The following is a 19,934-nucleotide window of genomic DNA, read 5'->3' as shown; positions in this document are numbered from 1 at the left end:
GCTGATCATCTGGAAGCAGAAGCGCTGATGCGGATTTGCATCGAATGCGGCGACTATTTCGCGCTTGGCCGAACTGACGCGCGCTTTTGCTCGACCCGATGCCAGGTCGCCCACCATCGTCGCCCGGCGGCGATTAACGCGGGAGAAATCTGATGGCCTATGTCCGCAAGGAAACCAGCGCTGCCGGTCGCATTTTCTTTCGTGCCGGCTGGCGGGAAACGGGGGCCGATGGCAAGTCGCGCGAACGATCCAAGAGTTTCGAGAAGGAGCGAGACGCGCGCCTTCATGCGGCGCAAATGGAAGTTGCCCATACGGGCGTCGTTGCCGGCGACCCCGAGGACCGCACGGTTTCGGAGTTTTTCAGGGTCTTTGTCGATGTGCTGGAAAGCCAGGGCAAGGCTCCCGCAACGGTCCGAACCTATGGCGAGAGCCTTGCAAAGATCGGCAAGATCATCGGCCCGATCAAACTACGCCGCTTGAGCGCCTCAGACCTCGACCGCGCTTATGCACTGCTCCTTAAGGCTGGGGGCGTCAGCAAACGCACGCCAAAAGCGCCGGGGAAGCCGGAAACAAAGCCCCTGAGCCCGGCCTCGGTCCGGGTCGTTCATACTGCGGTCCATGCCGCTCTGCAGCAGGCCCGCAAATGGCGCTGGATCGTCAGCAACCCCGCTGCCGACGCCACGCCACCCAGCACGGTCAGGAGTGCTGCGCGCAATCTCGCCGATGACGAAATCCGGCGGCTGCTTACGGCCGTGGGCAACCCCACCGTCCAGGCCGAGGTTTATGACCATATCGACCTGATGGTGTCGGTCCTGATGCTGACCGGGATGCGGCGCGGCGAGCTTGCGCCGCTCGCGTTCGACCAGATTGATGCCGAGCGCAGTGAGATCGTGATCTCGCGCACCGTCAGCGTCGGGCCGGGCCGTGCTCCGATCCTCCGCAATGCCGCGAAGACGCAGAAGTCCCTGCGCCGGATCAAGCTGCCGCCGGCCTTCATCGCACGGCTGCAGAAGCATCGAGCCACCATTCTCGAACAGGCGCTGAAATGGGGGCCGGGCTACCAGCGCGAGCCGCTGCTGCTGTTCCCGAATTTCGGTGGGGAGATGTTTCACCCTGACCGGATCACAAAACTGATGAAGCGCGTCATGCGACGGGCGAAAGTGAAGGGCGCGCAGCCCTGTCACGCTTGGCGGCATTCCTGCGCCACGGATCTCCTAGCGGCCGGGCTGGACGCCGTGACGGTCGCACACCGGCTTGGCCATTCGAGCCCGCGCGTGACCCTGGAGGTCTACGGCCATGTGAAGGACGAGCGGGCCGAGGCGGCGGCGAATCTGATGGGTGATCGTCTTGCCAGCCTGACCGCTTCCGAAGGGTGAACAAACCGAGGCCGGCGATGCGGTCGATGCGGTGGCGATGCGGTGAAACTGGAGCGAAAACGGAAAACAACGAGACAAATGGCGATAAACGACGCACAGCGATGAAGAAAATTTACCTTAGAGATCAGCAGCTTGTCGACATGCCGCGCAAAACGATAAAGACGACGCAGTGCGGGCTGGCTATCTCGCACATATCTTCGATCGCAGCTGATCCTGGGCGACCGATCCCGCCCGTCCTTCCGAAAGCGAAGCGATGACTTCTTCCAAGACTGCCCATCCCGAAGCCTTGCCCGCATTGCCAGCCGAGAACCCCTTCGCTGCGCGCTGGGAGACGCCGTTCCGCCTGCCGCCCTTCGCCGAGATCCAGCCGGAGCATATCAGCCCGGCTTTCGAGGCGGCGCTGGCCAAGCATAAGGCCGAGATCGCGGCGATCGTGGCCGATCCGGTGGCGCCCGATTTCGGCAACACCATCGAGGCGCTGGAGAGGGCAGGGCGCGCGCTCAGCCGAGTCGGCGGTGTGTTCTACAACCTGGCCGGCGCCGACACGAACGACGCGCTGCAGGAGATCGAGCGCGAGATGTCGCCGATCACCTCGCGACACTGGTCCGCTATCATGATGGACGAGGGGCTCTTCGCCCGCGTGGATGCTGTCAATGCGAAGCGCGATACGCTCGGGCTCAGCGCCGAGCAGGCGCGGCTGCTGGAGCGCAGCTACAAGGGCTTCATCCGCTCCGGGGCGAAGCTCGGGGCTGAGGACAAGAAGCGGCTCGCCGCGATCAACGAGCGGCTCGCGGCGCTCGGCACCCAGTTCAGCCAGAATGTGCGGAACGACGAGGCCTCCTATGTGCTGTTCATCGAGGACGAGGCGGGACTTGCCGGGCTGCCCGACTTCCTGCAGGCCGCGATGGCGCGCGCCGCTGCTGACCGGGGCAAGCCGGGCCTGCATGCGGTGACGCTCTCGCGCTCGATCATCGAGCCCTTCCTGACCTTCTCGACCCGGCGCGACCTGCGCGAGGAGGCCTTCATCGCCTGGAGCAAGCGCGGCGAGAACGGTGGCGAGAGCGACAACCGCGCCATCGTCGCCGAGATGGTGAAGCTCAGGGCGGAGAAGGCGAAGCTGCTCGGCTATGCCACCTTCGCCCATTTCAAGCTCGACGACACGATGGCGAAGACACCGCAGCATGTGCGCGACCTGCTGGAGCTGGTCTGGAAGCCGGCGCGGGCGCGGGCGGGTCGCGAGGCCGCCGATCTTGCGGCGCTCGCCCAGGACGAGGGCGAGAACGGCCCGATCCGCCCCTGGGACTGGCGCCACTATTCCGAGAAGGTGCGGCAGAAGACCTATGCGCTCGATGAGGCGGTGCTGAAGCAATATCTCCAGCTTGGCCGTGTCAGGCAGGCGGCTTTCGACGTTGCCGGCAAGCTCTTCGGGCTGTCGTTCAAGGAGCGCCCGGAGCTCGCGGGCTATCATCCCGATGTCAGCATCTTCGAGGTGACGGAGGAGGCGAGCGGGCGCCATATCGGGCTGTTCGTCGGCGATTACTTCGCCCGGGCTTCGAAGCGCTCCGGCGCCTGGATGAGTGCCTTTCGCGGCCAGCGAAAGCTCGACGGCGAGACCCGTCCGATCATCGTGAACGTTTGCAATTTCGCGAAGCCCGCCGAGGGCAAGCCTGCGCTGCTTTCGCTGGACGATGCCCGCACGCTGTTCCACGAATTCGGCCACGCCCTCCACGGGCTGCTCTCGGACGTGACCTATGGTTCGCTCGCTGGAACGGCCGTGGCGCGCGACTTCGTGGAGCTGCCTTCACAACTCTACGAGCACTGGTTCCTGACGCGCGAGGTGATGCGCGAATACTGCCGCCATGCCGAAACGGGGGAGCCGATCCCCGAGGCCCTGATCGACAAGATCGAGAAGGCGCAGACCTTCAATCAGGGTTTCGCCACCGTGGAGTACACCTCCTCGGCGCTGGTCGATCTCGCCTTCCACTCGCTGGAGGAGCCGGCGGAGATCGATGCTCTCGCCTTCGAGGCGGCGGAACTCGCACGCATCGGCATGCCGGGCGAGATCATCATGCGCCACCGCACGCCGCACTTCACCCATGTGTTCTCGGGCGATGGCTATTCGGCCGGCTATTACAGCTATCTCTGGTCCGAGGTGATGGACGCCGATGCCTTCAACGCCTTCACCGAGACGGGCGACGTGTTTTCGCCGGCGCTCGCGGAGAAGCTGAAGCGCTACATCTACTCCGCCGGCGACACGCGCGACGCGGCCGAGGCCTACACGCTCTTCCGCGGCCGGCTGCCGACACCGGACGCACTGCTGGAGAAGCGGGGGCTGGCGGCGTAGCCGTCATTGCGAGAAGCGCAGCGACGAAGCAATCCAGGGGACGTAAAGCGCTGCCGCCTTGATTGCTTCGCTTCGCTCGCTATGACGGTTTTGCCTCAGCCCGGATAGCCGAACCGGGCCTTGGTCGCGCGGATCTGGCTGATCGCGCCCGCTTCGTTGCCGGTCGAGCAGGCCGAGCGCGCGGAGGAGATCTCCGAGCTGACGCGCGTGTGCACGCCCTTGGTGGTGTGGCCGGTGGCGAGGTCGTTGTCCATCACGGCCTGGAAGCGCTCGACCTCGCCGGAGCAGCCTGTGCCGGTCGGCATGCGGAAGGTGTTCGGCGTCACGCCGGGAGCCGCCTGCTCCGGCGGCGGGGCAGGCGGCGTGCTGGTCGTTGCTGTCTGGCAGGCCGCAAGGACTAAGCCCGCAAAGGCGAGGAGGGGCAGCGCGCGCATCGGTCTCTCCGGCAAATAGGACGCCGACCATTGCCGATTCTCGGGAGCCGCGCCAGCGAGCGCGCTCAGCCCTCGCGCAGGAAGATCAGGGCCGCGAACGTCAAGGCCAGCGCCGCGGCGGCTGCGACCCAGATGGCGGCGAGGCCGATGCGGCTGTGCACGAACGCGCCGACGAAGGCGCCGCCCATCAGGCCAAGCCAGAGCAGGAAATGGCGCAGAAAGGCGCGCTTCGGCCCGCCGAGAGTCGCTGCCGCGATCCGCTGTCCCAGCTTCACCAGCGTCCCGGTCATGTAGGTGAGGCCGATCGTGACCTCGCCGTCACGCTGGAAAACGGCGTTCTCCGCGCCCATTGCCACTGCGAGCAGCCCGACGGCCGGAAGCGTGTGGCCGGTCGTCTGCATCAGCGCGGCGAGCACGAGCAGCAACGTCACCACGCCCAGCACGGCAGGCGGGCGGTCTCTGCCGGCAAAATGGCCGACGAGGGAGCCGAGCACGACGCCGCAGACGAAGAGGACGATGACACTGCCGGCCAGCGCGATCCCGCCTGGGTTCCCGCTCGCCAGCTCGATGCCGAGCCGCGTCGTGTTGCCCGTCATGAAGGAGACGAAGAAGCCACCCAGCGTGATGAAGCCGAGCGCGTCGACATAACCGGCAAGCGCGGAGAAACAGGCAGCGAGCGCGACCTCGCGCCTCTGGTAGCGCATCATAGGAACATCGATCCCCGGCCCATGGCCCGGCGCGTCGGCCGGGCCCAATCGACACCTGCATAGCATATGCCTTGCCGCCGCATCGTCATGATCCGGTAACCGCATGCGACATATGCTTGCGCTGGACCCCCGGCTTCGGTTACATCCTGTCTCGGTGATTTGAGGAGCGCCCGTGGTTTCGACCGCCCGCCACGACCTGACGAAAGGCTGCGCAGCGACGCAGACCGTCGGCGTGCGCGCTCCGCTTGCTCTTCTCGGCCTTCTTCTCCTTAGCCGCCCCTGAGGGCCGGCCGGGCTTCTGCCTGGGCGCTCAGGGGACTGACGAGAACCGCCGACAGAAACCCAGCGCCCGCCTTTTCCGATATCCGCGGCGCGCCGACACCGGAACAAGACCATGAGCAACCCGACCGCCAACGGCTCCTCCAAAGAGCGCGTCCTGATTTTCGACACCACCCTGCGCGACGGCGAGCAGTGCCCCGGCGCCACCATGACCTTCGAGGAGAAGCTGGAGATCGCCGAGATGCTCGACGCCATGGGCGTCGACGTCATCGAAGCGGGCTTCCCGATCGCCTCCGACGGTGATTTCGAGGCTGTGTCAGAGATCGCGCGCCGGCTGAAGCGCGCCACGGTTGCAGGCCTGGCCCGCGCCATCAGCGTCGACATCGCCCGGGCCGGCGAGGCGGTGCGCCATGCGGTCAAGCCGCGCATCCACACCTTCGTCTCGACCTCGCCGATCCATCTGGAGCACCAGATGCGCAAGAGCCAGGAGGACGTGCTGGCGATCATCACCGCCACCGTGGCGCAGGCGCGCAACCTGGTCGAGGATGTCGAATGGTCGGCGATGGACGCCACCCGCACGCCGATCGACTATCTCTGCCGCACGGTCGAGGCCGCGATCAAGGCCGGCGCGACCACGATCAACCTGCCCGACACGGTTGGCTACGCCACGCCGGACGAGTATCGCGCCATGTTCAAGGCGGTGCGCGAGCGCGTACCCAACGCCGACAAGGCGATCTTCTCGGCGCATTGCCACAACGATCTGGGCCTGGCCGTCGCCAATTCGCTGGCGGCGATCGAGGGCGGTGTCCGGCAGGTCGAGTGCACGATCAACGGCATCGGCGAGCGCGCCGGCAACGCCTCGCTCGAGGAGATCGTGATGGCGCTGCGCGTGCGCGGCGACGTGCTGCCCTACGACACGGGCATCGATGCGACCCAGCTGATGCGCGCCTCCAAGGCTGTGTCGGGCGCCTGCTCCTTCCCGGTGCAGTACAACAAGGCGATCGTCGGCCGGAACGCCTTCGCGCATGAGAGCGGCATCCATCAGGACGGCATGCTGAAGAACAACACCACCTACGAGATCATGACGCCCGAGACCGTGGGCGTGACCAAGACCTCGCTGGTGATGGGCAAGCATTCGGGCCGCGCCGCCTTCCGCTCCAAGCTGAAGGAGATGGGCTACGATCTCGGCGACAACCAGCTGGAAGACGCCTTCACCCGCTTCAAGGCGCTGGCGGACCGCAAGAAGCACGTCTACGACGAGGATATCGAGGCGCTGGTCGACGACAACATCGCTACCGCCCATGACCGCATCAAGATGGAATCGCTGACCGTGATCGCCGGGACGCGCGGCCCGCAGCGTGCCACCATGAAGCTCGATGTCGACGGCAAGCACGTCACCGAGGAGGTCGAGGGCAACGGCCCGATCGACGCCATCTTCAACGCGATCAAGACCATCGTCCCGCATGAGGTCACGCTGGAGCTCTACGACGTCCATGCCGTCACCGAGGGCACGGACGCGCAGGCCGAGGTCACCGTGCGCCTCTCGCGCGACGGTTCGTCGGTGACGGGTCGCGGTGCCGATCCGGACACGCTGGTCGCTTCGGCCAAGGCCTATCTGGTGGCGCTCAACAAGCTGATCGCGCGGGGCGGACGCCTGCACGCGCAGGCGGCGGAGTAAGAAGGAAGGGAAGCGCGTCATCCCGTGTGCGCTGCAGCGTGAAACGCTGCGGCGCAGACACGGGGGCGCGTGACGCGTAAAGCGCCCTTCCTTTTGGCTTCCGAAAAAGGGCGCCTTTTCCTGAACACGGTCCCGTGTCTGCGCGGAAGCACTGCGTGCCGCAGCGCGCACGGGACGACGCTCTTCGATTCCGGTGGATGACGCCGTGGCGATCTGGCGCGGGGCGGTTTCTTGCCTTCATCTGCTCTTCCGGTGCGGTCGCTCCTCCGGCGGCCCGTGGGGAGCGATGCGATGGGCTATTTTCCGAACTGGACCCTGAAGACATCCGGCGCTGTGATGCCGGACGAGCGGCTGCCGACCGGGCAGACCATCATCGCCGGCCTGCAGCATGTCGTCGCCATGTTCGGGGCGACCGTGCTGGCGCCGGTGCTGATGGGCTTCGACCCCAATGTCGCGATCTTCTTCTCCGGTGTCGCGACGCTGCTGTTCTTCGTCATCACGCGCGGACAGCTTCCCAGCTATCTCGGTTCGTCCTTCGCCTTCATCGGCGTGGTCATCGCCGCGACGGGCTATGCCGGCTCCGGCCCCAATCCCAACATCGCAGTGGCGCTGGGCGGCATCATCGCCTGCGGGGCGGCCTATGCGCTGATCGGCCTGATCGTGCAGGCGGTCGGCACGAACTGGATCGAGAAGCTGCTGCCGCCGGTGGTGACCGGCGCGGTCGTGGCGGCGATCGGGCTCAACCTCACGGCGGTGGCGATCGGTATGATCTCGGCCAGCGCCTATACCAAATGGCTCGCGCTGTTCACCGTGGCGGCCGTGGCGCTCGTCGCCGTCTACGGAACCGGCCTGGCGCAGCGCCTGCCGGTGCTGATCGGCGGGCTTGCGGCCTATGCCCTCTATGCGGTCTCGGCGACCAGCTTTGGCGCGCCGCCGATCGATTTCGGCAAGATCGCGGCTGCGCCCTGGTTTGGCCTGCCGCACTTCGTGGCGCCGGTCTTCGACGCGAGGGCGATGACGCTGATCGTGCCGGTCGCGATCATCCTGGTCGCGGAGAATCTCGGGCACATCAAGGGTATCGCCGTGATGACCGGGCGCACTTTCGACCATCTCATCGGCCGGGGCTTCTTCGCCGACGGCCTGAGCACCATGATCGCCGGCTCCGGCGGCGGCACAGGCGTCACCACCTATGCCGAGAATATGGGCGTGATGGCGGTGACGCGGGTCTATTCGACGCTGGTCTTCGTCGCTGCGGGCATCATCGCGCTCATCCTCGGTTTCTCGCCGAAATTCGGCGCGGTCATCGGCACGATCCCCGTCGCGGTGCTGGGCGGGCTTGCCGTCGTGGTCTTCGGCCTGATCGCTGCGACAGCGGGCCGGATCTGGGTGGAGAACAAGGTCGATTTCTCCGAGCCGAAGAACCTCATCACGGTGGCGGTTGCGCTGATTCTCGGTGCCGGTGACCTCAAGCTGCCGATCTTCGGCTATGAGCTCGGCGGAATCGGCACCGCGACCTTCGGTGCGATTCTGCTCTATCACCTGCTGAATCGCCGCGCGGCCTGAGGCAGCTCCTGTTCTCGCGTCGGATTTTCCAGGAAGCCGTTTTCCCAGTTCGGCCCGATGCTAAGGTCCTTGGGTAAAATTCCGGCGACTGCAAAATTTCTGTCATGGATGGGTGGACAGGGCAGGGGGCGTTTGCTACACGCCCCCTGCCTGACGCGGCCACTGCCGCCGCGACGGCGACGCTTCGTGGCGTATGGGTGATTAGCTCAGTTGGTAGAGCAGCTGACTCTTAATCAGCGGGTCGTAGGTTCGAGCCCTACATCACCCACCACGGACCTTTCCGAACATCGCTGAATACTCGGAAGCCGCTGAAGAAGTGGCTGGCCTTTTGCGCCCAGCCGCGGTTCTTCCTCAATCATCGCGTGGCTGCAAGCGCCGCGATCATGCCTGAGACGGCATTGATCAGGATGAACTGATTGTCGACGCGGACCCAGCGCTGACCCCGGCCCGGCGCGCGCAGGTGATAGCTGTGATAGTCCCTGACATGGTGCTGCCGGTAATGCGACGGCAGGGCATGACCGCGCGCCCAGCGCTGCTTCTTCACCACCACGACCTTCTTCGTGACGTGCTTATGGGTGACCTGCTTGTGGACGTGCACCGGGCCGTGATGCGGCCCGTGATGGGACTGGGCGAAGGCGGGCGCCGCGGCGCCGATGATGGTGAGGCCGATGACGGCAGAATAAATCAGTGTTTTCATGGCTGAAGACCTTTCGTTTCGATGTGCTAATCTTCGAATTTCACCGCTAAACGGAAAATTAACAGCGACATTAATGTTTCGTAATGTGATGTTAATTTCGAATATACTGGATCTTGGCGCTCTTTCGGCATGAGATCTGCTTCCGGCTTATCCGGTGGTTGCTCGGCAATGGGCGTTGGGATCATGCTGTCGTCAGCTAAGGACGGGGCTGGAGCGCAGGGCGCCTTGACCGAACTCGAATTGATTCTTCGGCTCGTCGCGGGTCTGCTAGCCGGCGTCGCGATCGGGTGGCAGCGGGCGCTGAGGCACAAGCGCGCCGGTATCCGCACCTTCGGGCTGGTCGGGCTAGGGACGGCCCTGGCCGCGACGCTGTTCGACGACGCCACTCATCCCGATGCGGCCGGGCGGGTGATCCAGGGCGTACTGACCGGCATCGGCTTTCTCGGCGCGGGGCTGATCGTCCGGCGCGAGGACGAGACGGCCCCGCATGGCCTGACCACGGCCGCGGCAGTCTGGGTGACAGCCGCGCTGGGCTCCGCGGCAGGGCTGGGCCATTGGCTGGTCGCCTTTGCCGCCACGGCGCTCGCCTTGCTCCTGCTGGCGCTGGACCATTCGATCGAGCATTGGGCGCGGGGCAGGGCCGTTCAGCCTCAGGATGACGAGGGAGCCCCGTAGCGGGCCGCTCCACGAACTTTCGCGTCGTGGCGGCGTTGCCTCCCCATAACGGAGGCTTTCATGACCCTCGCGTCTTCCGCGACTGCCGCTCCCGGCAATACGCCGGCCATCCCGAATCCGCCGCCGGAGGCGCCGCCGCTGATGCCAGGCGAAATCTCGCCCGCGCCGCCGGTCGAGTCGCCGCCCGACGAGGAACCGCTCGGCGTGCCGCGCGATCCGCCGCCTGAGCTGCCGCCCAACGCGCCGCCGGAGGCTCCGCCGGCGACGCCGATCGACCTGCCGCCGGGGCGCGATCCGCGCCAGCCGCAGGAGTGACGGTCAGACCCCCGGTCGGCCCGGCTCGCCGATGTCCCAGTAGAGCCCGGCCATGGCGGTCAGCGCCTCGCGGGCGATGAAGGCCGGCAGGTGCTCGTCAGGCGCATGCTGCGAGCAGCCCGGATAGGAATGCGGCACCCATATCGTGCGCAGGCCGAGAATGTCCGCGAAGATGTCGTTCGGCAGCGAGCCGCCGAGATTGGGCAGGAGGGCCGGCTTCTTGCCGGTGCTCTTCGCGATCGAATCGAGGGTGAAGGTCACCCAGGGGTCCTCGGGGTTGAGCCGCGTCGCGCCGAAGCGCTCGCTGCCATTGGTCGAGACCTCGATCATCGGGAAGCCGTGGCGGATCAGGTGGCGCTTCAGGGCCGGGATGACGTCTTGCGCGTCGATGCCGACGACGAAGCGCAACTGGCAGCGCGCCCAGGCGCTCGGAGGCACGGCGTTGACCGGCGTCTCGGGCACGCCCGACTTCATGGCCAGGACGTCGAAGGAGCACCAGCCGAAGACCTGCTCGGCCGGCGACAGGCCGGGCTCGCCCCAGTTCGGGTCGATCACAGGGCCGTCCGGGCCGCCATCGATGACGCAATCGGCCACGGCTTCGCGCACGGCGCGCGGCAGTTCCTTCGGCACCCATTCATGGATGCGAATCTGGCCGGTGGGCGAGGCGATCGAGGCGATGGCATGGGCGAGCTGGATCGCGGGATCGGAGAGGATGCCGCCCCAGTTGCCGGAGTGATGGCCGCCCTCGCGCGCGACGATGGAGAGGTCGAAGGTGATGACGCCGCGAGCGCCCAAGAAGACGGTCGGCCGCTCGGCATTGAGGCGAGGCCCGTCCGAGGCGATCAGGACGTCCGCCTTGAACAGCTCCTTTTGCTCCTCGCAGAGCTCGCGCAGGCCTGGCGAGCCGGACTCCTCGCCCATCTCGATCAGGTACTTGACGTTGAAGCCGAGCTTGCCGCGGGTTTCGAGCACGGCCTTCAGCGCGTTGATGTTGATGACGTGCTGGCCCTTGTTGTCGACGACGCCGCGCCCGTACCAGCGCCCGTCGCGCTCGGTGAGCTTCCAGGGCGAAAGTCCCTCGCTCCATTGCGCGTCGAGCCCGCGGATGACGTCGCCATGGCCGTAGCCGAAGATTGTCGGCAGGGACGGGTCCTCGATGCGCTGCGCCAGCAGGAAGGGGCCCTTGGCGATCGGATGGTTCAGCGTCTTGCAGTCGAAGCCGAGCGATTCGAGCAGCGGGCGCATTTCCTTTTCGAGATATTCGGAAAGGACGGGCGCGCGCTCCGGGTTCTGGCTCTCGGTCGGCATCGCGATGAGCCGGGACAGGTCGCTCTTGAGGCGGCCGGAATCGTAATAGTCTTGCGCATGCGCGATCGCCTGGGCGCGGGTCATTTCTGAGGTCTCCCGGAATCGAAGGCCCGCACAGTGCCGATGGACGCGGCTCACCGCCAGTGCCAAGAGAGCATGACAACCTCTCCCCCGGATCGTAATGAGCTTCGTTCCCCACCCCCATCAGCTTGTCGCACGCGACGCGATCCTCGCTGCGCGGGCGAAAGGGGCGGCCGGTTTTCTGCTCGGGGACCTCACGGGGCTCGGCAAGACGCTCTCGGCCTGGCTCGCGCTGTCCGCGATGCCGGAGCAGGAGGTGCTGGTGATCTGCCCGAAGGGGGCGATTCCGCAATGGCGGCGGACCATGGCGCTGTCGGGACTGCCGGCGAAGCGCGTGACGCTGATGAATTTTGAGCGGACGAAATCGCTGCTCGCGCCGCCGCCCGAGAGCAAGAAGCGCTCGACGCGGGCGAAGAACAACGAGCTCGCCAAGCATGGCACACCGAAGCGCGTCTGGCCGCTCGTGGTGATCGACGAGGCGCATCGCATCCGCAATCCCAATTCGCAGCAGGGGCTGGTCTGCCGGCAGATCGCGGCCGCCGCCGATTTCACCATCTTCATGAGCGCGACTGCCGGCCAGTCACCGCATGAACTCTCCTACCTCGCGCCGCTGCTGGCGAAGGCTGCGGGCATGCCGAGCGCCGATCTCGACGGCTTTCGCATGCTGATGAAGCGGCTCAAGATCGGCCGGGCCAAGGGGCGCTGGAAGAACTGGAGCTGGGAGCCGAACGAGGCCGACCGCAAGGCGATGGCCGCTCTGCTCTATCGCGGGGCGAACGCCATCGGGCTGCGTCGACGACCGGAGGAGATTGCGGGCTGGCCGGAGGTGCAGCGGGAACTGGCGCCGGTCGCGCTCGATGCCGCTGCGCGCAAGCTCTATGACGCGACATGGCGGGAGTTCCGCAAGGAGCTCGGCCTCGCGGGCGGCTCGACGCGCAAGCCGCAGGGCTGGGCGGCCGATCTTCGCTTCCGACAAAAAGGCAGCCTGCTGCGCATCCCGGGCACAGCCGATTTCTGCGAGGATCTGCTCGGCAATGACGAGCAGGTGGCGATCTCGGTCGCCTTCCTCGAGACCAGCGCCATGCTGGCTGAGACGCTACGCGGGCGAGGATGGCGTGTGGGCGAGATCAATGGCGAGCACTCGGGCGCGCAGAACGAAGAGACGCGCATCGCTTTCCAGACGGGCGGGCTCGACGCGGTGATCTTTACCGTGACCGAATCGATTTCTCTGCATCGGGGCGAAATGCCGGGCGGCGAGCGCGAGCGGGCGCTCGTCATCCACGATATGCGCCACAGCGCGATCCAGCTCCAGCAGATCGAGGGCCGCTGCCATCGCGACGGCCAGCACGCCACGATCTTCTATGCGTATGCCGAGGACACGGTGGAGGAGGCCATCGCAGGGACGGTGATCCAGCGCATGGCCGCGATGGAAGGGCTCGCCGGCGACGACACGCGCATGCTGGAAGCGATCGCCGGTATCGTCGAGGCGCGGGCGGCGGCGGCCTGAGGCAGGCTTTCAGTCGTCTCAGGCAGCATTGCTGCGATTTGCGATGCCCTTCGCGCCTTCGACGGCAGAATGGGTCAGCCGGGTGATGCCGTCCCAAGCTTCCCGGGTATAGGTGCCCTGATGGACCACGGCGTCATAGCCGACGACCAGCACGATGATGACCAGCAATATGCGGAACACGATCTGTTTCTCCCCTGGTTTCGGCCGATCAACGTTGCGGGGCGAGAAGCGGTTCCGTTCGCGGGACGGAACTTGCGGGAAAGCCGTTTGTTCTGATAGAACAAATAGTGAACATAAGGTTTGTCATGTCTCAGCTTACGACCCTGGAAAAGCTCGAGATTCTGAGCGATGCCGCGAAATACGACGCGTCCTGCGCGTCGAGCAGCACGACCCGCCGCGACTCGCGCGACGGCAAGGGGCTGGGTTCGACGACGGGCGCCGGCATCTGCCATTCCTATGCGCCGGACGGTCGCTGCATCTCGCTGCTCAAGATCCTGCTGACCAATTTTTGCAGCTTCGATTGCGTGTTCTGCATCAACCGCTCGTCGAGCAATGTCCGCCGCGCCCGGTTCTCGGTCGAGGAGGTGGTCAAGCTCACGCTTGATTTCTACCGGCGCAACTACATCGAGGGCCTGTTCCTGTCCTCGGGCATCATCCGCTCGCCGGACTACACCATGGCCGAGATCGTGCGGGTGGCGGAAAGCTTGCGCCGGGAGCATGGCTTTCGCGGCTACATACACCTCAAGCTGATCCCCGGAGCGAGCCAGGAGCTGACCCATCAGGCGGGCCTCTTCGCCGATCGGGTCTCGGTCAATATCGAATTGCCCAGCGAGGATTCGCTGCGGCGCTTTGCGCCGGAAAAGCGCCCCCGCGAGATCAGCGCGGCCATGGGCGGCCTGAGGCTCAGGATCGAGGAGAGCGAAGCCGAGACCGCGAAGTCCGCTCCGAAGTTCTCGCCGGCGGGGCAGAGCACGCAGATGATCGTCGGCGCCGACGGGGCGAACGACGCAGCGATCCTGAAGCGCAGCGCCCAGCTCTATGGCAGCTTCGGCCTCAAGCGGGTCTATTATTCCGCCTATAGCCCGATTCCGGACGCTTCCTCGGCGCTGCCGCCGAGCGAGCCGCCGCTGATGCGCGAGCACAGGCTTTACCAGGCCGACTGGTTGACCCGCTTCTATGGGTTCGAGGCGGGCGAGATCCTGGACGAGGCGTCGGGCGGCATGCTCGACCTCGCGATCGATCCCAAGCTCGCCTGGGCGCTGCGGCATCGCGGCCGCTTTCCCGTCGACGTCAATCGGGCCGATCGCGAGACGCTGCTGCGCGTGCCGGGGCTCGGCGTGCGCAGCGTCGACAGGCTGCTGGCGGTGCGGCGCCAGCGCCGGGTGCGCTTCGAGGATGTCGCCAAGCTGACCCGCTCGGCCCGGACGATGCGGCACTTCATCGTCGCGGATGGCTGGCGCCCTGGCGCTTCGGCTGACGGCGAGCGGCTGCGCGCACTGGTATCGCCGCAACCGAAGCAACTGGCGCTGTTCGGATGATTCTGGCACGGCTGTCCCAACCCGCGGATTTCGAGGGCTGGCGCGACGAGGCGCGGCGGTTGGTCGGGCAGGGTGCGCCGCCGGAAGCGATCAGCTGGCTGGTGGCTGGCGAGGAGGATTTGTTCTCCGGCGATGCCGGGGTCGAGGTGGCGGAGATGGAGGCGCCTGCCGCGCTGCGCGTGCCGCGCGCCTTCCCTGAGCTGGCAGAGACGGTGATCTGCCATCGCGATCCCGAGCGCTTCGGCCTGCTCTACCGGCTGCTGCTGCGGCTTCAGGCAGAGCCATCTCTGCTGACGGTGGCAACCGACGACGACGTTCATCGTGCGGAGGCGATGGCGCGGACGGTACGGCGGGACATGCACAAGATGACCGCCTTCGTGCGCTTCCGCGAGGTGCGGGAAGAGGGGGAAGAGCCGGTCTTCGTCGCCTGGTTCGAGCCCGAGCACTTCATCCTGAAGCGGGTCTCGTCTTTCTTCACGGGCCGCTTCGCCACGATGCGCTGGTCGATCCTGACGCCGCAGGGCTCGCTGCATTGGGACGGAACCTCGCTTCGCATGGGCGAGGGTGCCACGCGCGCGCAGGCGCCGGACGATGATGCAATGGAGGCGTATTGGCGTTGCTACTATGCCAACATCTTCAACCCGGCCCGGCTGAAGACCGATGCGATGCGCAAGGAGATGCCGGTGCGCTACTGGCGGAACCTTCCGGAGGCCGAGCTGATTGCTCCCCTGATCGCGGGCGCGGCCCGCCAGGCGGAGGAGATGGTGATGCGTGCACCGACGCTGCCTCCCGAAAGGCATCTGAGGCAGCAGGCCCGCATGGTGCCGGCGCCTTCGACCGACCTCGAGAGTTTCGAGAACTGGGAACAGGCGGCTGCCGCTGCCCGTGATTGCAAGCGCTGCGACCTCTGCCGCGACGCCACGCAGACGGTGTTCGGGGAGGGTCCGCTCGATGCGCCCGTCATCTTCGTCGGCGAGCAGCCGGGCGACCAGGAAGACCTCGCCGGACGGCCTTTCGTGGGCCCGGCGGGGCGGCTCTTCGATGCGGCGCTGGAGGAGGCCGGGCTGGCGCGGGAGCGCGCCTATGTCACCAATGCGGTGAAGCATTTCAAGTTCAGCCTGCGCGGCAAGCGGCGCATCCATGAGAGGCCGAATGCCGGCGAAGTGCAGGCCTGCCGGTTCTGGCTGGGTATCGAGCGGCAGTTCCTTAAGCCGCAGCTCGTCGTGGCGCTGGGCGCGACGGCGGTGAGCTCGCTGATGGGACGGACCATGTCGCTGTCCTCGGTGCGCGGCCGGGACGTTACGCTGGAGGATGGCGCGCCGATGCTGGCGACCGTGCATCCCTCCTATCTGCTGCGGCTGCCCGACGAGGCGCGCAGAGGCGAGGAGCGGGAGCGTTTCGTCGCCGATCTTCGTCGGATCGGGGAACTGGTACCGGAGTTGAAGCGCCGCCGGGCGGCGTGAACGTCTGCAAGCCTGAAAGCGAGGGAGGTCAGATGCACAAGCCGCCGAACCACAATGCCGTTTCGCCGTATCTGCTGGTTGCCGATGCGGAGGCAGCGCTCGCCTTCGCCAAGGCGACCTTCGGCAGCGAGCCGATCTTCATCCATCGTCGCGACAGTGGCGAGATCGGCCATGCCGAGTTCGTCATCGAGGATTCGGTGGTGATGCTGGGCCAGATGCCGGATGCGACGGGATGCCATGTCCATGTCTATGTGCCCGAGGTCGACAGGGTCTTCGCCAGGGCTAAGGCGGCCGGCGGCAGCGTCGTGCAGGAGCTTTCGGAGAAGGGCGACGGCGACCGCCGCGGCGGCATAACGGACCCGGCCGGGACCACATGGTGGCTGTCGCAGTATCTCGATCCGGCGGGGCGAGAGAGCACTGGCGAGGCGTAGCGCGCCCTCGGTTATTTCGGGGCGATCCGACAGGGTCGAACCCGGAACCCACGACTGGGTCGGGCATGCTCGACTTGTCGGTCGCGCTGTGGCGAGCGCATTGCCCGCTCGCGGGTTCCGGGTTCTTCGCTGGCTCGAAGCCCCGCAATGACCTCGCCCTAAGGCAGGAGCTCCTTCATCCGCAGGAGCGTGATCTTTTCCACCTGCGCCAGCGCGGTCTCGAATTCCTGTTCTGCGCTGTTTGTCAGCCGAGCCTCGAAGGCTGCCAGGATGTCCGCCTTCGAGGCGCCGCGCACCGCCATGATGAAGGGGATGTGGAAGCGGGCCTTGTAGGCTTCGTTCAGGGCCGTGAAGCGGACGCGCTCGTCGCCGGTCAGCCGGTCGAGGCCGGCGGAGAGCTGCTCCTGCGTCGATTCCTCGGTCATCTCGCCCGCGGCGGCGAGCTTGCCGGCGAGGTCGGGGTGGCCGAGCAGGAAGGCCTTCTGCTTCTCCGGTCCCGCGCCGCGCACGACGGCGAACATCGCCGCATGCAACGCTTCGGCGGTGTCCTGCGCCGCGCCGATGCCGGCGTCGTAGGCGGCTTCCGCGATCCAGGCGGCGTGCTCGAAGACGCGGCCATAGACCTCGACGAAGAGCGCCTTGGGCAGCTTCGCGGGCACATATCCGCCAGCCGGCGGATGGGTCTTGATCCAGTGGCGGGCGATGTCGAGCCTCGTCGCCACCCAGACCTTCTCATGGCTCTGGACATAGTCGAGGAAGCGGGCGAGCGCCGCCGCGCGGCCGGGCCGCCCGACGAGGCGGCAATGCAGGCCGACCGACATCATCTTCGGCGCCGTCCCGCCCTCGGCATAGAGGGTGTCAAAGCTATCCTTCAGATAGGCGAAGAACTGTTCGCCGCTGTTGAAGCCCTGCGGGGTGGCGAAGCGCATGTCGTTGGCGTCGAGCGTGTAAGGCACCGCCAGCTGAGGGCCCTTCGGCCCGGAGAGCCAGTAGGGCAGCTCGTCGGCATAGACATCGGCCGTGTAGAGGAAGCCGCCTTCCTCCATCGTCAGCGGAATCGTGTTCTCGGACGTACGGCCCTGATAGCAGCCGAGCGGGCGCTCGCCGGCGAGCTCCGTCTGGATACGGATGGCCTCCAGGATGTCGGCGCGCTCGCGCTCCTTTGGCACGTCGCGATAGTCGATCCATTTCAACCCATGGGTAGCGATCTCCCAGCCGGCCTCCTGCATCGAGGCGGTGATCTCGGGATAGCGGGCGAGCGCGCTGGCGACGGCGAAGACCGTGACCGGCAGCTTGCGCTCGGTGAACATCCGCCAGAGCCGCCAGTAGCCGGCGCGGGAGCCGTATTCGTAGATCGACTCCATGTTCATGTGGCGCTGGCCCTGCCAGGGGGCGGCGCCGACGATCTCCGAGAGGAAGGCCTCGGAGGCCGCATCGCCATGCAGGATGTTGTTCTCGCCGCCTTCCTCGTAGTTGACCACGAACTGCACCGCGATGCGGGCCTCGCCCGGCCAATGCGGATGCGGCGGGGTGCGGCCATAGCCCTTGAGGTCTCGGGGATAGGCGGTCGTGGTCATCGGGCGGGTGCTCGCAGATTGATTCAGGCGATGAGCTTAAGGCCTGATGGCGATAGGGAAAACCGCTTCGTCATCCCGGGGAATTGCGAAGCAATGAGCCCGGAACCCAGAACCATCGAGGGGGCCGGGAAAGCTACGGCCGATCGATTCGCTTCCTTTGCACGCGCTGCGGTTCTGGGTTCCGGGCTTGCCGCTACGCGACGCCCCGGAATGACGGCGTCGGGACCTGCCTCAACTGCCGCGATAGGTCGTGTAGCCGTAGGGAGAGCAGTTCAGCGGCACATGGTAGTGCCGGGTCGTGTCGGCGATGCCGAAGCGCACCGTCACCACGTCCAGGAATGCGGGTTCGGGCAGGTCGACGCCGCGGTTGCGGAAATAGGGGCCGATCGCGAAGTCGATCTCGTAGACGCCCGGCTTCGTCGCCTCGGGCGTGAGCAGTGGTGCCTGGGTGCGGCCATCGGCATTGGTGACGGTCTCGACCAGCGTCTCGCGCGCGCCGTCCGTGACGCGGCGCAGGGTGATCGCGACGCCGGCAGCCGGCACGCCGCCATGGGTGTCGAGAATATGCGTCGTCAGCCCGGCCATGTAAGATTGCCTCATCGGTTGAGCGTGAGGACCAGCAACTTGCATGCCGCCTCGCGGCAACCGTAATTTGCGACGGGGCGAAATCCAACGGCGCACTCCGCCACGCACGCCCGATCGAAAACGGTGAAACGCGATGCTCGAAGCCTATCTGATGGAATGGGGCGGCATGATGCTGCGTTGGCTCCATGTCATCACGGCTATCGCCTGGATCGGCTCGTCCTTCTTCTTCATCCATCTCGACGCCTCGCTGAAGCCGGCGGCCGACATCCCGCCCGGCACAGGCGGGCGCGCCTGGCAGGTGCATGGCGGCGGCTTCTACGAGATGCGGAAATACATGGTCGCGCCGGCCGTGATGCCGGCCGAGCTGACCTGGCACAAATGGCAGAGCTACTGGACCTGGATCTCGGGCTTCTTCCTGCTGGTCTGGGTCTATTACGCGCAGTCGGAGCTCTATCTGATCGACCCGGCGGTGATGCAGCTTTCGCCCTTTGCGGCGGGCGCTGTCGGGATCACGGCGCTGGTCGTCGGCTGGCTGATCTATGACGGGATGTGCCGGTCGCCTCTCGGCCAGAACGATGTCCTGCTGGGCCTCGTCGGCTTCGGCTATGTGGTCGCGGCGAGCTGGGCTTTCGCCAATGTCTTCTCGGGCCGCGGCGCGCTGATCCATACCGGCGCGCTGATGGCGACGATCATGACCGCCAACGTCTTCTTCAACATCATGCCCGGCCAGCGGAAGGTGATCGCCGCGCTGGTCGCGGGTGAGGTGCCTGATCCCAAATACGGCAAGGCCGCCAAGCAGCGCTCGACGCACAACAATTACATCACCCTACCGGTGCTGTTCCTGATGCTGTCGAACCACTACCCCGTCACCTATGCCAATTCGGCGGTGATCCCGCTCTTGGTGGCGCTGGTGATCGTGGCCGGCGCGCTGATCCGGCATTTCTTCAACATTCGCCATGCCGACCATGCGAAATCGCCGTGGTGGTGCTGGGCGGTGGCAATCCTGGCCCTGTGGCTCGCTTTCTGGGTGGCGATGTCATCCTCGCCCGGCGGCCGCGAGCAACTCGGCCTGAAGCCGCCGGAGACGGGCAAGCGCGTGCTGATGGCCGGCGTCGCGCTGCCCCCTGTGGAGGTGTCCAACATCGTCACGGGGCGCTGCGCCATGTGCCATGCGCCCGAGCCGTCCTGGCCGGGCATGCAGATCGCGCCGAAGGGCGTGCTGCTGCACGAGCCGGAGGAGATCGCAGCCCATGCCCGCGCCATCCGCATGCAGGCCGTGATGACCCACGCCATGCCGCCCAACAACCTCTCCGGGATGACGGATGCAGAACGCAGGACGCTCGCGGGGTGGCTTGCGGCGATGCGCTAAAGGGCGA

General features: G+C 66.4%; 18 protein-coding genes and 1 tRNA gene. 12 read left to right on the top strand and 7 right to left on the bottom strand.

All coding sequences use genetic code 11. The features are described from left to right. The first annotated feature begins 152 nt into the window (after positions 1-152). Both BoBH3_RS13985 and BoBH3_RS13980 read left to right on the top strand, forming a co-directional pair. Positions 153-1,376, top strand: a complete 1,224-nt coding sequence (locus BoBH3_RS13985; RefSeq protein ID WP_262331427.1) for a tyrosine-type recombinase/integrase — start codon at positions 153-155, stop codon at positions 1,374-1,376. Between the two features lie 253 nt (positions 1,377-1,629). Continuing rightward, positions 1,630-3,720 carry a M3 family metallopeptidase gene (locus tag BoBH3_RS13980; RefSeq protein WP_262331426.1) on the top strand — a complete coding sequence of 697 codons (2,091 nt, stop codon included), beginning with the start codon at positions 1,630-1,632 and terminating at the stop codon, positions 3,718-3,720. Positions 3,721-3,815: 95 nt separating this feature from the next. On the opposite strand, the gene BoBH3_RS13975 is transcribed toward BoBH3_RS13980, so the two are convergent. Further along, positions 3,816-4,154, bottom strand: a complete 339-nt coding sequence (locus BoBH3_RS13975) for a hypothetical protein (RefSeq protein WP_262331425.1) — start codon at positions 4,152-4,154, stop codon at positions 3,816-3,818. Positions 4,155-4,219: 65 nt separating this feature from the next. Then, entirely contained in the window at positions 4,220-4,861 is a 642-nt protein-coding gene (locus BoBH3_RS13970; protein ID WP_262331424.1) for a YoaK family protein, read from the bottom strand. A 394-nt stretch (positions 4,862-5,255) separates the two neighbouring features. Between BoBH3_RS13970 and BoBH3_RS13965 the strand changes: the two genes are divergently transcribed. The 3 genes from BoBH3_RS13965 to BoBH3_RS13955 all read left to right on the top strand — a co-directional run bounded on the left by BoBH3_RS13965 (position 5,256) and on the right by BoBH3_RS13955 (position 8,652). Continuing rightward, on the top strand, positions 5,256-6,818 hold the full coding sequence (locus tag BoBH3_RS13965; protein WP_262331423.1) for a 2-isopropylmalate synthase: 1,563 nt from the start codon (positions 5,256-5,258) through the stop codon (positions 6,816-6,818). A 291-nt stretch (positions 6,819-7,109) separates the two neighbouring features. Beyond that, entirely contained in the window at positions 7,110-8,381 is a 1,272-nt protein-coding gene (locus BoBH3_RS13960; protein ID WP_262331422.1) for a uracil-xanthine permease family protein, read from the top strand. Between the two features lie 195 nt (positions 8,382-8,576). After that, a tRNA-Lys gene (locus BoBH3_RS13955) sits at positions 8,577-8,652 on the top strand. 84 nt (positions 8,653-8,736) lie between these two features. Here BoBH3_RS13955 and BoBH3_RS13950 read toward each other — a convergent pair. Further along, a complete protein-coding gene (locus BoBH3_RS13950; protein WP_262331421.1) occupies positions 8,737-9,078 on the bottom strand; it encodes an RcnB family protein in 342 nt (113 codons plus the stop codon). 225 nt (positions 9,079-9,303) lie between these two features. Here BoBH3_RS13950 and BoBH3_RS13945 point away from each other — a divergent pair, with 225 nt between their 5' ends. Then, positions 9,304-9,753 (top strand): MgtC/SapB family protein, encoded by a 450-nt coding sequence (locus tag BoBH3_RS13945; RefSeq protein ID WP_262331420.1) that lies wholly within the window; start codon positions 9,304-9,306, stop codon positions 9,751-9,753. 60 nt (positions 9,754-9,813) lie between these two features. Next, positions 9,814-10,068 (top strand): hypothetical protein, encoded by a 255-nt coding sequence (locus tag BoBH3_RS13940; protein ID WP_262331419.1) that lies wholly within the window; start codon positions 9,814-9,816, stop codon positions 10,066-10,068. Between the two features lie 3 nt (positions 10,069-10,071). Here BoBH3_RS13940 and BoBH3_RS13935 read toward each other — a convergent pair whose 3' ends face one another. Beyond that, the gene (locus tag BoBH3_RS13935) at positions 10,072-11,460 is read right to left on the bottom strand and encodes a M20 family metallopeptidase (RefSeq protein ID WP_262331418.1); all 1,389 of its coding nucleotides are present in this window, start codon (positions 11,458-11,460) and stop codon (positions 10,072-10,074) included. A 97-nt stretch (positions 11,461-11,557) separates the two neighbouring features. On the opposite strand from BoBH3_RS13935, the gene BoBH3_RS13930 reads away from it, so the two are divergent. Further along, positions 11,558-12,964, top strand: coding sequence for an SNF2-related protein (locus BoBH3_RS13930; RefSeq protein WP_262331417.1), 1,407 nt, complete (start codon positions 11,558-11,560; stop codon positions 12,962-12,964). 18 nt (positions 12,965-12,982) lie between these two features. On the opposite strand, the gene BoBH3_RS13925 is transcribed toward BoBH3_RS13930, so the two are convergent. Continuing rightward, positions 12,983-13,144: a hypothetical protein gene (locus tag BoBH3_RS13925; RefSeq protein ID WP_262331416.1), complete on the bottom strand. Its 162-nt coding sequence runs from the start codon at positions 13,142-13,144 to the stop codon at positions 12,983-12,985. A gap of 125 nt (positions 13,145-13,269) precedes the next feature. Between BoBH3_RS13925 and BoBH3_RS13920 the strand changes: the two genes are divergently transcribed. Genes BoBH3_RS13920 through BoBH3_RS13910 form a run of 3 tightly spaced genes read left to right on the top strand, consistent with a single transcriptional unit; the run spans position 13,270 to position 16,396 of the window. Continuing rightward, entirely contained in the window at positions 13,270-14,502 is a 1,233-nt protein-coding gene (locus BoBH3_RS13920) for a putative DNA modification/repair radical SAM protein (protein ID WP_262331415.1), read from the top strand. Further along, complete coding sequence (locus tag BoBH3_RS13915; protein WP_262331414.1) at positions 14,499-15,965, top strand: UdgX family uracil-DNA binding protein; 1,467 nt, start codon at positions 14,499-14,501, stop codon at positions 15,963-15,965. The genes BoBH3_RS13920 and BoBH3_RS13915 overlap by 4 nt, the downstream gene beginning before the upstream one ends. A gap of 32 nt (positions 15,966-15,997) precedes the next feature. Then, a complete protein-coding gene (locus tag BoBH3_RS13910) occupies positions 15,998-16,396 on the top strand; it encodes a VOC family protein (protein ID WP_262331413.1) in 399 nt (132 codons plus the stop codon). Positions 16,397-16,554: 158 nt separating this feature from the next. Here BoBH3_RS13910 and puuE read toward each other — a convergent pair whose 3' ends face one another. Together puuE and uraH are read right to left on the bottom strand one after the other, a co-directional pair. Further along, the gene (gene puuE / locus BoBH3_RS13905) at positions 16,555-17,973 is read right to left on the bottom strand and encodes an allantoinase PuuE (RefSeq protein WP_262331412.1); all 1,419 of its coding nucleotides are present in this window, start codon (positions 17,971-17,973) and stop codon (positions 16,555-16,557) included. Between the two features lie 231 nt (positions 17,974-18,204). Next, positions 18,205-18,558: a hydroxyisourate hydrolase gene (uraH, locus tag BoBH3_RS13900; protein WP_262331411.1), complete on the bottom strand. Its 354-nt coding sequence runs from the start codon at positions 18,556-18,558 to the stop codon at positions 18,205-18,207. 133 nt (positions 18,559-18,691) lie between these two features. On the opposite strand from uraH, the gene BoBH3_RS13895 reads away from it, so the two are divergent. After that, the gene (locus BoBH3_RS13895) at positions 18,692-19,927 is read left to right on the top strand and encodes a urate hydroxylase PuuD (RefSeq protein ID WP_262331410.1); all 1,236 of its coding nucleotides are present in this window, start codon (positions 18,692-18,694) and stop codon (positions 19,925-19,927) included. Positions 19,928-19,934: the final 7 nt, after the last annotated feature.

The organism is Allobosea sp. BH3, from assembly GCF_025499465.1.
Lineage (GTDB): Bacteria > Pseudomonadota > Alphaproteobacteria > Rhizobiales > Beijerinckiaceae > Allobosea.
The sequence above is the reverse complement of the archived record's forward strand: the minus strand, read 5'-3'. Positions and strand labels throughout refer to the sequence as shown.